Below are 12597 nucleotides of genomic sequence, written 5' to 3' on the forward strand. Positions count from 1 at the left end.
TCCCGTGATGCCCTAGGGCTGGACGGTGGCCGGCTTGACGTGCAGCCCGCCGGCGCGTGCCTCACGGCCGCCGGCCGCCGGCAGCTCCAGGGCCTTGGCCGCGCCCTGGGGCGCGGCCTGCGCCTGGGGCTGGGGCTGGGCGAACGGCACGTCCTGGCGGCAGGTCGTCCCCGCCGCGGGCAGCGTGCCGTCGAACAGGTAGCCCTCCACGGCCGAGTCGATGCACGGCGAGTTGCCGCCGTAGGCCGTGTGGCCGTCGCCGAGCATCGTCAGCAGGCGGGCGTTGCCCAGGTCACGGACCAGCGCCTTGGCGCCCCGGTAGGGCGTCGCGGGGTCGTAGGTCGTGGCGACCACGAGCGGCGTGCTCGCGCCCTCGGGGACCGTGAACGGCCCGCTGTAGCGGCCGTCCGGGCGGACGTCGAACAGGCTGTAGTTCAACTCGACGTAGCCGTTGTTGAGCCAGAAGTGGTCGAACGTGTCGTAGGAGGTCTTCCCGGCCCTCACGTAGCGGTCGACGTCGCCCTTCTTGTACTTCTGCTCGATGGCGCCGATGAGGAAGTAGCCGTCGGTGCCGGGGTCGTAGCTGCCGTCGTCCTGGCGCCCGTAGGCCCCGTCGGAGTCCAGCCGGATGAGGGAGCCGTCGCCGGCGGCGGCCGCGGCGAGGTCCTGGGCGATGTACGGCCAGAACTGCTTGGCGTACAGGTTGTACAGCGTCGCGTTGATGATGTCGTCGCCGGTCACCGGGCGCGGGTCGGGCGTGTAGCCGTCCGCCGGGATCGGGTTGGCGTTGGCCGCTGCGACGAGCTCGTCGAACGCGTCCCAGGGGTCGCCTCCGCCGAAGCCCAGGCAGTCGGCCTGGTCCACCGCGCAGGCCTGGAAGAAACGGCCGAGCGCCCGCTCGAACGCACTGGTCTGGGCCTGCAGGTCGGATTGCGGGTCGTTGATGTAGCTCGTGGCGTCGACGGGGCCGTCGAGGACGACGTGGCCGAGCTTGTCCGGGAACAGGCTGGCGTAGGTCGCCCCGAGGAACGTGCCGTAGGAGAAGCCCAGGTAGTTGAGCTTGTCGTCGCCGACGGCGCGGCGCAGCAGGTCGAGGTCGCGCGCCACGTTGCCCGTGGTGACGTAGGGCAGGATCGCGCCGTTGAGCTGCTTGCAGCGGTTGACGTAGAACTGGTCCTTGGCGACCAGGGCGTTCACGTCGAGGTTCTCCGGCGTCGTGAACGGCTCGGAGTAGATGCCCTGCGTCTCCTGGTTGACCTTGCAGTCCAGCGGCGAGCCGTCGTCGACGCCGGTGCCGCGCGGGTCGAAGCCGACGATGTCGTAGCGCTCGTTGAGCTTGGCGTACAGGGAGTCGGCCGTCGCGCGCACGAAGTCGACCCCCGAGGCGCCGGGGCCGCCGGGGTTGGTGAAGAGGGAGCCGATGCGGCGGCCGGGCCCGGTCGCCACCTTGCGGATGAGCGCGACGTGGTAGTCGCCCTTGCTGCGGCGGGAGTAGTCGAGCGGGACGGTCGCCGTGGCGCACTGCAGGCCGTCCTGGCAGTCCTGCCAGTCCAGGCTGGGGACCGAGGTCCTGGCGTGTGCGGCGGGCGCGAGCAGCGCGGCCGTCCCCACGGCGAGGAACGCAGCCCGCAGGCTGCGTCGGAGCGATGTCATGGATCCTCCCGGATTCTCGGGCTCCCTCGGGACGGGAGCCCAATGCTGGCCGGGTTCCTACCAGGTGCGAGGCCCTCGATGGGATTTCCGGTCCGCCGGCCCCGACACGTCCGGGACCAGGCGGCGTTGCGCCACGCAGTTCTTGATCCCGGGGCCGAGGCAGGCGTTGACGTACACGGCGACGAACGGGTTGGCCGCCGTGCCGCCGAAGTGCTCGATCGTCAGGGGCCGAGGATGTCGGGCAGCTCGAGCGCGTTGGTCAGCGTGTCGTGGGCCTGCCCCTCGTGCCCTTTGCCCGGACGCTGCTCGGCGTGGCGCGCCCGGCGCGCGGTGCGCGCGTGGTCGCCGCCGATGCCGCCACGCGCGTCGTCGTGCGTGGACCTCGGCGCCGTGGGCGGCGCCGGTCCGCCTGACCCTCGGCGCGCGCGAGCAGGCGCGTCAGGGCGACGGCCGCCACCATGAGCGCCGCGCAGCCCAGCGCGACGGCCTCGAACGCCGTGGCGCTGTGGGCGCCTCCCGGCCGCCCGCCGCCGCCGGCCTGCGACAGGAACAGGCTGCCCGGCGTGGCGACGCCGAGCGCGAAGCCCAGCATGTTGGTCGTGTTGACGACACCGCTGGCCTCGTGCGCATGCGCGGCGGGCACCTCGGCGATCGAGCGGGTGATGACCTGGCTGTAGCCGGCGCCGAACCCCGCGCCCGCCAGGGCCAGCAGCGCCAGCGACGGCGCCTCGTGCCACGGCCCGCGGCCGGCGAGGAGCCCGAGGCCCGCGTAGCCCGCCGCGGCCGCCAGCATCCCGGCGGGGGCCAGCCGGCGGGCCGGGGCGGCGGGCAGCGACGGCACGACCAGGCTCGTCACCGCGAAGCCCGCGGCGTATGGCGCGAACGTCAGGCCCGCCCGCAGCGGGCTGTCGCCCAGGCCCTGCTGGAGGTGCAGCGTGAACGTCAGCAGGAAGCCGCCGTAGGCGACCATCTGCGCCGTCGTGACGGCCAGCCCGATGGGGAAGGGGCCGCCGCGCAGCAGCGCGAGGTCGACGACCGGGTGCGCCGTGCGTCGCAGGTGGCGCCCCAGCGCCAGCGCCGTGGGCACCGCGGCGCCCAGGCACGCCCAGGTCCACCAGGCCCAGCCAGTCTGGTGGCCGAAGACCAGCGGCACCATCACGAGCACGATGAGGTCGGTCAGCAGCAGCACCCCGGCGACGTCGAGGCCCTCGCGGCTCGGCAGCCGGGTGCGGGGCAGCAGGCGCGGGCCGGCGGCCAGCAGCGCGATGCCGGCCGGGACGTTGACGAGGAACACCGGGCGCCAGGAGGCGCCGAGCAGGTCGGCGTCGACGAGCGCGCCGCCGAGCACCTGGCCGGCGACGACGCCTCCGGCCACCACCGTCGCCAGCAGCGCCATCGCCCGCAGGCGCGCGGCCCCCGCGTACTGCAGCTGGACGACGGTCATGACCTGCGGGCCCATGGCGGCGGCGCCGACGCCCTGGCCGACGCGCGCGGCGATCAGCACCGGCGTCGACCACGCCAGCCCCGCCAGCAGCGAGGTCGCCGTGAAGGCCGCCAGGCCCGCGAGGAACAGCCGGCGGTGGCCGTGGTCGTTGCCCAGCCGTGCGCCGGTGACCAGCAGCGCGGCGTAGGCCAGCGCGTAGCCCGAGACGATGAGCTGCAGCGCGCTGCCCGAGGCGCCCGTGTCGGCCTGGATGGCCGGGCCGGCGACGTTGACGATCGCCGTGTCGAGGCTCGCCATGAAGGTCCCGGCCAGCAGGACGGCGAGCGCCGCGGCGGCGCCGCCGGTGGTCCGTGTCGTGGTCATGGCCCCAGCCCATCAGGGCCCGGCGCCGCGGTCGATTCCCCGGCAGGTAACGACCCGGCGGCCCGGCGATGGGCCCCGCCGGGCGTTGGGTAGGTTGCGTGCCATGCGCGCCGCCACCATCCGCGACGGCGAGGTCGTCGTCGCCGAGCACCCCGATCCCCAGCCCGGCCACGGCGAGGTCCTGGTCGCCGTCCGCGCGGCGGGCCTCAACGGCGCCGACATGCTCCAGCGGCGCGGGCTGTACCCAGCCCCGCCCGGCGCCCCGGCCGACATCCCCGGCCTCGAGCTGGCCGGCGAGGTCGCCGCGGTCGGCGACGCGGTCACGCGCTGGGCGCCCGGCGACCGCGTGATGGCCATCACCGGCGGCGGCGGCCAGGCCGAGCTGGCGCGCGTACACGAGCGCCAGCTCATGCCCGTGCCCGAGGGCCTGGACTGGGACGCCGCCGGCGGCGTGCCCGAGGTCTTCACGACCGCCTACGACGCCGTGTTCACCCAGGGCGGCCTGGCCGCCGGGGAGCGCCTGCTCGTCCACGGCGCCGCGGGCGGCGTCGGCACGGCCGCCGTGCAGCTCGGCGCCGCCGCGGGGGCCTGCGTCACCGCCACGGTGCGCAACCCGGACCTGCGCGACGCCGTCGGCGCCCTGGGCGCCGCGGCCGTCCTGGACCCCGAGGGCTTCGCCGACCACGGGCCCTTCGACGTCGTGCTCGAGCTCGTCGGCGCCCCCAACCTGCCCGATGACGTCAAGGCGCTGGAGACCGGCGGGCGCATCGTCGTCATCGGGATCGGGGCGGGCGCCAAGGCCGAGCTCAACCTCGGCGCGCTGATGGGCAGGCGGGGCCGGATCAGCGCCTCCACGCTGCGCGCGCGGCCCCTGGAGGAGAAGGCGGCCACGGCGCGCCTCATGGAGCGCCACGTGCTGCCGCTGCTGGAGCGCGGCGCGCTGCGCGTGCCCGTGGCCGAGACCTTCGCGCTCGACGATGTCGCCGCGGCCTACGAGCGCTTCGCCGCCGGAGGCAAGCTCGGCAAGATCGTGCTGACGATGGGCCGATGAACGCGGTCGAGCGCCTCTGGCGCGCCCTGCGCAAGGAGGACTGGGAGGCCGCCGAGGCCCAGCTGCACGAGCACGCGGTCGTCCGCTGGCCGCACACCGGCGAGCGCTTCGACCGCGCGATCGACTACGTCACCGCCCACCGCCTCGATGTCGACCGCCGCGCCATCGACGTCCGGCGCGTCGTGCGCGACGGCCGCGACATCGGGGTCTGGGTCGTGCTGACCTACGCCGACGGCGGCCCTCGCTGGCACGGCGCCGCCGTCTACGAGCTGCAGGAGACGCGCATCGCCCACGCCACCGAGGTCTGGACGGAGGAGGGCGGGCGCGCCGTCCCCGGCTTCCGGCGCCGCCACGAGCTCGGCGACGGCGGCGCCTAGGACGCCGTGGCGCGGCGCACGAGCGCCGGGATGCGGTCCGCGTTGACCAGGAAGTACGCGGCGGCCATGAGCGGCAGGACCGGGATCGCGGTGTCCAGCCACACCTTCAGCGCGACGGCGGCGACGGAGGCCACCCACAGCCCCACGGCCGTGGCGCGCGGCCGCAGCCCGAACTTCCGTGCGTAGACCAGGAACACGCCGATGAAGACCGCGTCGGAGATCCCCAGGCGCCCGGCGGGCAGCCCCGTGCCCCAGTCGGGCAGCTCGAGCGACAGCGGGTCGCCGGGCCGCGTGGTGCCGGCGTTGGCCAGCGTCTCGCTCGGCCCGCCGCCCAGCGTGCTGACGACGTCGACGACCGCGACGAACAGGGGCAGCCCGATCGCCAGCGACGGCGAGAGCAGCCCGGCGGCGAACACCGCGCCGATCCCTGCGTAGCCGAGGGTCTCGATCGGGGTGGCGCCCGCGCCGACGTCGGACACGTTGAGCGCGGTGATGAGGATCCCCGCGCCCAGGACGACGAGCCACAGCAGCGGCGGGACGTCGGACAGCGGCGGGACCGCCGAGGCGCACGCGACGACCGCCGCCGCCCCGACGGCGCACGCCAGGACGATGGACAGGTCCACCGGCGTGACGATCGGCAGCTCCGGGGCGACGAAGACGTAGGCCTGGGCCGCCGCGAGCAGGCCTAGTACGGCGGCAGGTCCGCGTACCACTCGCCCAGGACCCGGAACGCCGACCAGAAGGCCCGCTTGGCCGACTCCTCGTCCAGCGCCTCGTCGATGTTCGGCGTCACGAGGGCGTCGATGGACGGGGTCAGCTGCTGGATCTCGCCCGGGCGGTCGGCCACCGGGCGGCCGAGCGGCACGTCGAGGTCGTTGAGCGCGGACACGGCGTCGGAGCCCATCACGACCACGATCTTGGGCTGGACGATCGCCAGCTCCTCCACGACCCGCGCCACGCAGCCGGGGTCGGCCAGCGACGGGTCGCCGACCGGGCACTTGGCCACCAGCGTCCCGTAGACGGCCAGCGGGTCGACCTGGAGGCGCTTGAGCGCCTTCATCAGGGCCGAGCCCGAGCGTCCGTAGAACGCGACGCCCTCCTCGACCTCCGAGGGCATGGGGGCGTGCTTGAGCAGGAAGACGTCGGCCTGGGGGTGGCCCGACCCGAGCACCGGCATGATGCCGCCGCGCGGACAGGCCTCGCAGCCCTGGAGCTCCCGGGTCAGGGTGTTGAGCTCGCGGATGGCGCGCTCGAGGTACTTCTCGCGGATCTCGTCATCGGTTGCCGGCATGGACGATCCGAGGTTCGACGCCCCCGGATCAGGGCCCTGCGCCTGCATCAGCCCTTGCGCGTCGCGCGCCGGACCCGCCGCTCGCGCCGCGCGCGCCGCGCGGCCCGGGGCGTGGCCCGGGTCTCGAGGAACTTGAGCGCCTGCACGTAGAGCAGGGTGCCCGATTTCGTGACGATGTCCGCGTGGCGCAGGGACTCCATGAACTGCTGCGGACCGTCGAAGTCGCGCATCCGGATCCGCACGGAGCCCAGGCCGGCCGCGACGTGGCTGTCGGACCCGGCGCCACGCACGATGCGGTACTTGGCCGCGAAGCGCTGGGCCTCCTCGTTGAAGGAGCCGATCGCCACCCGCGGGTTGTAGACCTCGATGAGGTCGACGTCGTCGAGGATCTTGTGCAGGTGCTCGTAGTCGGGCACCGCGTGCATGCGGTCGAACGGGTGGGGCACGTAGACCAGGCCGCCCTGGCGCTTGATCTCGGCGACGGTCTCCTCCAGCGTCAGCCCGCGCGGGATGCGCTCCGTGAGGAACAGGCCGATGACCTCGCCCTGGGAGGCGGTCATGACCTCCTCGCCCACGATGATCTTCACGCCGAACTCCGCGGCCTTGGCGGCGGCCTCCAGGGCGCCGGAGACCTCGTTGTGGTCCGTGACCGCGATGGCGCCCAGGCCCTGGTCGCGGGCGGTGGCCAGCAGGTGCTCGACGGGCGTGGCGCAGTCGTGGCTGTGGTCGGTGTGCATGTGCAGGTCGACCTCGATGGTGCGCCGGCCCTCCAGCCGGGCCCAGAGCTCCGGGGAGCCCGTCTCGTCGTGGCGGCGGGCCAGCAGCGCCTCGTAGGACCGCAGCACGTCGTCGGCGACCTCCGACCAGGCCCGCGGCGCCGGTGCGGCCGCGCACAGGCGCTCCCGCAGCCCGGGGTCATCGATGAGGCGCGTGAGCTGGGCGGCGAGCACCTCGACGTCGCCGGCCTCGAAGAGCAGGCCGTGGTCCTGAGCCAGGCCCTCGTAGACGGGCAGGCGGGAGACGACGGGCACGGCGCCCGCGGCGGTGGCGCGCAGGACGAGCCCGGGCGCCGTCAGCGTCCCGGCCGAGGCGGCCACGAGCACGTCGGCCCAGGCCAGCGCCTCGTCCTCGCCGTCGATGGCGAAGTGCACCCGCGCGGCCAGCTCGGCGCGCAGCGGCGTCGAGGACGACGGCCCGCGGGCGCTGATGACACGGGCCTCCCAGGGCAGCGCGAGGTCCAGGCGCCGCAGGGCGCGCAGGAAGGTGCGCAGCGCACCGCGCTCCTCGACGTCGACGAACAGCAGGCGCACCGGGGCGCCGGCGTCGGCGGGGCCCGCGCCGGCGACCACGGCGTCGGTGCCCGGCCCGATGACCTCGTAGGGGGCGGCGAAGAAGCGCGTCATGAGGTCGCGCGTGGCGCCGAACGCCGCGTGGCGGGCGTCGAGGCGGCCGAAGACGAGCGTCACGAGCTTGCGGGCGACCTGGGTGGCCACGACGCGCTCGGCGGGCGCGTGGAACGTCCCGACGTTCAGCGCGCGCGAGTGGCGCAGTGCGACGGAGGCGACCGACGGCGCGAACGGCTCGTGGACGTGGCAGATGTCCAACGGGGTCTCCGTCAGGAGCTGCTCGACGGTGCGTGCGACGTCGATCGGCACCGCGGGGCGCCCGCGGCCCGGGCGGGCCGGCGAGACGGTGGTCAGGGCCTCGCCGACGGCCAGCACGCGGACCTCGCCCGGCGGGCCCAGGATGTCGCCGGCGCGGATGGCCTTGCGCGTGGCCCGCACGGCGGCCTCGTCGCGGGACGGGGCGGCCACGACGATGCGGTGGCCGCGGGCCGCGAGCTCGGCGCTCAGCCGCGCGACGTAGGTGTTGACCTCGTGCCGGTCCTCCCACGCGTAGGGCGAGACCTGGGCGATCGCCATGGGGTCCACGCCATGAGCATAGAACGCTGAGCGGCCCGCCGGAGGCGGGCCGCTGGAGACGGCGATGCCGGCGCGGGTCCTAGGACTTCGCGGCGCGGGCGGCGCTGCGCGCCGGGGCCTTGCGGCCCTTGGGCGTGGTGAGCGCCTTGCCCCTGGCATACCTGGCGATGAACTTCTCGGTCGCGTCGCGCGCCTCGTCGTCGGGGCGCTGGGTGTGCGGCGACTTCATGAGGTAGGAGCTCGGGCCGTCGAGCTGGCCGCCGATGCCGTTGTTCAGCGCGAGCTTGGCCAGGCGCACGGCGTCGATGACGATCCCGGCGGAGTTCGGCGAGTCCCAGACCTCGAGCTTGAGCTCGGCGGTCAGCGGCACGCCGCCGAAGGCCTCGCCCTCGAGGCGGATGTGGGCCCACTTGCGGTCGGTGAGCCACGGCACGTAGTCCGAGGGGCCGACGTGCACGTCGTCGGCGGGGATGTCCAGCCCGGCGACCGAGGTCACCGCGTTGGTCTTGGAGATCTTCTTGGACTCCAGGCGCTCGCGCTCGAGCATGTTGAAGAAGTCCATGTTGCCGCCCACGTTGAGCTGCGAGGTCCGCTTGAGCTTGACGCCGCGTTCGTGGAACAGGCGCGCCAGGACGCGGTGGGTGATCGTCGCGCCGACCTGGGACTTGATGTCGTCGCCGATGATCGGCAGGCCGGCCTTCTTGAAGCGCTTGTCCCAGTAGTCCTCGCGGGCGATGAAGACGGGGATGCAGTTCACGAAGCCGCAGCCGGCCTCGAGGACCTGCTCGACGTACCACTTCGTCGCCTGCTCGGAGCCGACCGGCAGATAGGAGACCACGACGTCGGTGTGGGTCTCCTTGAGGATCGACACGATGTCGGCGGTCTCGCCGGGCGCCTTGGTGATCTTCTGGGAGAGGTACTTGCCCAGGCCGTCGTGCGTCATGCCCCGGTAGACCGGGACGTTGAGCCTCTTGGGGACCTTGCTGGTGAACTTGATCGTGTCGTTCGGGGCCGCCCAGATCGCCTGGGCCAGGTCCTTGCCGACCTTCGTCTTGTTGATGTCGAAGGCGCAGGTGAACTCGATGTCGCGCGGGTGGTAGCCGCCGAGATCGTTGTGCATGAGGCCGGGGATGGTCTCGTTGCGGTCATCGTCGGCGTAGTGGTAGACGCCCTGGACGAGGGAGTTGGCGCAGTTGCCGACGCCGATGATCGCCACGCGGACCTTGTCGCGCTGGTAGCGGGCGGAGCCGTTGGTCGCGGGGGCGGAGCCGGTCTTGTCGGGGGCGGTGACGCCGTTGGTGCCGTTGGTGCTCAAGGGAGAGTTGCCTTTCTCGAAGTCCGGAATCATCCACCCCGCAGAGGGCCTGCGGTTACAGGATCCGGTGTCCTGGCGAAGGGGTTCAGGCCGCAGGGGCAGGCTCGGTGAGAGCCTTGCGGACGTGCAGGATCCGCTGCAGGACGGTGATCGTGCTCAGCCCCGCGAGGACGTACACAGCGGGGGCGAGCAGCTCGAAGTCTGCCAGAGACGCGCCCTTGGCGAACAGGAGGCCGGCGCTGAGGATCACGACGCGCACCGCGCGGGTGGCGATGCCGACCTTGCACTCGACGCCCAGCGCCTCGGCGCGGGCCCGGGTGTAGCTCACCATGAGCGATGCCAGGACGGCCACGACGCAGGCCGCGACGGCGAACTGCATGTCGCGCGACGCGAAGTAGGCGGCGACCGTCGTGAGGACGACGCCCTCCTCGATCCGGTCCAGCGTCGAGTCCAGGAACGCGCCGAACGGCGAGCCCTTGCCCGACATCCGCGAGTAGCGGCCGTCGAGCGTGTCGCAGACCGAGCCGACGATGAACGTCAGGCCACCGAGGAAGAACAGCCGCTCGGCGACGAGCACCGCGGCGGCGACGCAGAGCACGAACCCGGTCAGCGAGATCGCGTTCGGCGTCAGGCGGGACTCGATGAGCCGGTTGCGCACCAGCTCGAGGCGCTGGTCGGAGGCCGCCGTGCGGCGTCCGCCGCGCTCAGGGGAAGGGGTGGACATGCGAGGGAGGGAGGGCGGTTCAGGCCGTGGCGTCGATGGGCGAGAAGGCCCACGCCTCGGGGCGCCTCTGCGCGAGCCACCGGGCAGCGTAGAAGCTCAGCGCCGCGGTCGCCGCGCCGAGGACGGCGTCCAGGATCCAGTGGTTGCCCGTGGAGACCACGACCCACAGCATGAGCAGCGGGTAGGCGGCCCAGAAGATGCGAGCGGGCCGCCAGGTGACCATCTGCGCCAGCGACCAGCCGATGAGCAGGGCGTTGCAGCAGTGCATGGACGGCACGGCGGCGTACGGGTTGAACAGCGAGTTGACGGCCACGCTGTTGTGGTCGACCCCGGTGAAGTCGGCGACCGCGTCCTGGAAGCCGAGCTCGGGGAAGAAGCGGGGCGGCGCGGTCGGGTAGAGCAGGTAGCCCACCAGCGCGACGGCCATCGCGACGATGAACATGTTCCGCACGAAGTAGAAGCGCTCGTTGTGGAACAGGTAGATGTAGATCAGCGCGGCCAGGCAGATCGTGGTCTGCGCGTTGATGTAGATCCAGCTCGCGACGTCCATCGCGAAGGACCAGCCGCTCGTCCAGGTCTGCACCGTCGGCTCGACGAACAGGCCGGTGGCCTGCTCGATCGAGATGAGGTGGCGCGCATGCTGGAACGCCGTGGTCGTCCCCTGGGGGTCGTCGATGGCCCCGCGCGTCAGGCGGTAGATGTAGTACGCCGAGGCGAAGAGCACCACCTGGCGCAGGACATCGAGCGGACCGTGCGGGAAGACCCTTCCCATCAGTCGTTGGAGGGCGACTGGCATGGAACGCCTCATCCTATCGGCCGTCTCGGTGCCACGCAGGGGGGTTGCCCGTACCTAACACCCCCTAACCGGACCACGTCACCGGGGCGTGCACCGTGGCGTCCGCGCCCTGGCCCGGCCCGGCGCGAAGTCCGCGCGGATCCGCGCCGGCCCGGGCCGCGTGAGCTGCAGCGCGGTCCAGTCGCCGTCGGCCACGACGCAGCCCCGGCCCGCCACCAGGCGCCAGTACGGCGTCCAGCGCACGCGCAGCGCGACGCGCCCCGCACGCGGGGCGTCCAGCGTGACGCTGTCGATCCCCAGCGCGGTGGCGCGCGCCCCGCGCGCCAGCGGCGCCGGGTCGCGGACGGCGAACAGGCGCCAGTGGGCGTCGTGCCAGACCTCGTCCAGGTACGGGATGCCGCGGCGCACGAGGGCGGCCTCGGCGGCGGCCGAGGGGTCCAGGGGGGCGTCGGGCAGCGCGACGAAGCGCACGGCGTTCTCGTCGAGCCAGCGGCGGTAGCGCGCCGCCGTCAGGGGCCGGCCGTCGTAGAAGAGCCGGTTGACCTTGCGGTCCATCTGGCGCTCCCAGCCCCGGGCCAGCGGGACGTGGGTGCCCACGCGCGCCGACTCCCAGTGGTTGTCGGTGAACGGGATCTCCAGGCGGAAGGGCGGCCCGCCGGCCGCGGCCAGGCGCGCCAGGAGCCCGGCGTAGTAGGGCGCGCGCACCGACGGGTCGCGCGCCGCGTGGACCCAGTCGTTGACCGGCGTCGTCCACTGCCAGTACAGCAGCAGCGGAGCCAGGGCGAGCAGGACGCCGCGCCGCGCCGGCCACAGCACCAGGGCCGCCACGGGCGCGGCCATCACGGCGCCCAGCCGCACGGCGTTGCCGCCCATCGGGGTGGAGAGGGCCGCGGCGGCCACGAGCAGCAGGGCGTAGAGCCCGACGCCCAGGCGCAGCGCCCGCTCGCCGCGTGGCAGCAGCACGCCGACCAGCAGCGTGGCGCCCAGGCTCGGCCACAGGGCCGAGGCGGCGAACGGGAAGTCGCCGCCCTCGGGAAACAGCAGGCTCAGCACCCCCGCGGGGGCGAGGGTGGCCACGAGCAGCGCGAGCGTGGTCAGCAGCCCGCGGCGGTCGCGGTGCCCGGCGCCGCGGGCCACGAGCGCGAGGGCCAGGAAGACCGCGGCGACCGGGCTGGCCAGGGCGGTGGCGGTCCCGGCCAGGGCGGCGAGCCCGAGCCGCCCGCGGGCCAGCGCGAGCGCCGCGGCGACCGCCGTCGCCACGCCCAGCGCGAACGTGAGGCGCCCGGAGACCAGCGGCGCGGCGGTGGCCACCGCGAACAGCAGCGCCGCGGGCCGTGCTCCGGCGGGCCGGGTCGTCGCGGCGAGGCGCTCGAACGCCCACGCGGCCCCGACGGCGGCCAGCGCGCCCACGACGCGCGGCCCCAGCAGCGCCGAGAGCGGCGGGAAGAGGACGGAGTAGGCCGGGACGTGGTGCCCGGCGTACCAGCCGTTGTCCCAGATCGTGAACCCCGCGTGGTGGAAGAGCCAGGTGCGGTAGGTCTGGGCCGCGAGGTCGGCGCTCGGCGGATCGAGGAGCAGGTAGAGCCCGGCGAGCGCCGCAGCCAGCAGCCATGCGGGCGGCTGCGCGATCCTCGCCGCCTGCACGACCGCCGGCCCCGTGG

General features: G+C 74.0%; 11 protein-coding genes. 2 read left to right on the forward strand and 9 right to left on the reverse strand.

Annotated elements, in window-relative coordinates; translation table 11 throughout:
* Window positions 1–12: 12 nt before the first annotated feature.
* Window positions 13–1653 (reverse strand): alpha/beta hydrolase, encoded by a 1641-nt coding sequence (locus tag FSW04_RS04815; RefSeq protein ID WP_146916819.1) that lies wholly within the window; start codon window positions 1651–1653, stop codon window positions 13–15.
* Between the two features lie 259 nt (window positions 1654–1912).
* Entirely contained in the window at window positions 1913–3460 is a 1548-nt protein-coding gene (locus tag FSW04_RS04820; RefSeq protein ID WP_228430896.1) for an MFS transporter, read from the reverse strand.
* Window positions 3461–3563: 103 nt separating this feature from the next.
* On the opposite strand from FSW04_RS04820, the gene FSW04_RS04825 reads away from it, so the two are divergent.
* Both FSW04_RS04825 and FSW04_RS04830 read left to right on the forward strand, forming a co-directional pair.
* Window positions 3564–4511 (forward strand): alcohol dehydrogenase catalytic domain-containing protein, encoded by a 948-nt coding sequence (locus FSW04_RS04825; RefSeq protein WP_146916821.1) that lies wholly within the window; start codon window positions 3564–3566, stop codon window positions 4509–4511.
* Window positions 4508–4888: a nuclear transport factor 2-like protein gene (locus FSW04_RS04830; protein WP_146916823.1), complete on the forward strand. Its 381-nt coding sequence runs from the start codon at window positions 4508–4510 to the stop codon at window positions 4886–4888. The genes FSW04_RS04825 and FSW04_RS04830 overlap by 4 nt, the downstream gene beginning before the upstream one ends.
* Here FSW04_RS04830 and FSW04_RS04835 read toward each other — a convergent pair.
* From FSW04_RS04835 to FSW04_RS25660, 7 genes are all read right to left on the reverse strand, one after another.
* Window positions 4885–5601, reverse strand: coding sequence for a hypothetical protein (locus FSW04_RS04835; protein ID WP_146916825.1), 717 nt, complete (start codon window positions 5599–5601; stop codon window positions 4885–4887). The genes FSW04_RS04830 and FSW04_RS04835 overlap by 4 nt on opposite strands.
* Window positions 5574–6179 carry a uracil-DNA glycosylase family protein gene (locus tag FSW04_RS04840; protein WP_146916827.1) on the reverse strand — a complete coding sequence of 202 codons (606 nt, stop codon included), beginning with the start codon at window positions 6177–6179 and terminating at the stop codon, window positions 5574–5576. Before FSW04_RS04840 ends, FSW04_RS04835 begins: the two co-directional genes overlap by 28 nt.
* 47 nt (window positions 6180–6226) lie before the next feature.
* Window positions 6227–8101 (reverse strand): PHP domain-containing protein, encoded by a 1875-nt coding sequence (locus FSW04_RS04845; protein ID WP_146923497.1) that lies wholly within the window; start codon window positions 8099–8101, stop codon window positions 6227–6229.
* 79 nt (window positions 8102–8180) lie between these two features.
* A complete protein-coding gene (locus FSW04_RS04850) occupies window positions 8181–9416 on the reverse strand; it encodes an inositol-3-phosphate synthase (RefSeq protein WP_228430898.1) in 1236 nt (411 codons plus the stop codon).
* Window positions 9417–9501: 85 nt separating this feature from the next.
* Window positions 9502–10140 (reverse strand): CDP-alcohol phosphatidyltransferase family protein, encoded by a 639-nt coding sequence (locus FSW04_RS04855; protein ID WP_146916832.1) that lies wholly within the window; start codon window positions 10138–10140, stop codon window positions 9502–9504.
* Window positions 10141–10159: 19 nt separating this feature from the next.
* The gene (locus FSW04_RS04860) at window positions 10160–10936 is read right to left on the reverse strand and encodes a phosphatase PAP2 family protein (protein WP_187369255.1); all 777 of its coding nucleotides are present in this window, start codon (window positions 10934–10936) and stop codon (window positions 10160–10162) included.
* Between the two features lie 78 nt (window positions 10937–11014).
* Window positions 11015–12580, reverse strand: coding sequence for a hypothetical protein (locus tag FSW04_RS25660; RefSeq protein WP_187369256.1), 1566 nt, complete (start codon window positions 12578–12580; stop codon window positions 11015–11017).
* Window positions 12581–12597: the final 17 nt, after the last annotated feature.

This window comes from Baekduia soli (genome assembly GCF_007970665.1).
GTDB lineage: Bacteria > Actinomycetota > Thermoleophilia > Solirubrobacterales > Solirubrobacteraceae > Baekduia > Baekduia soli.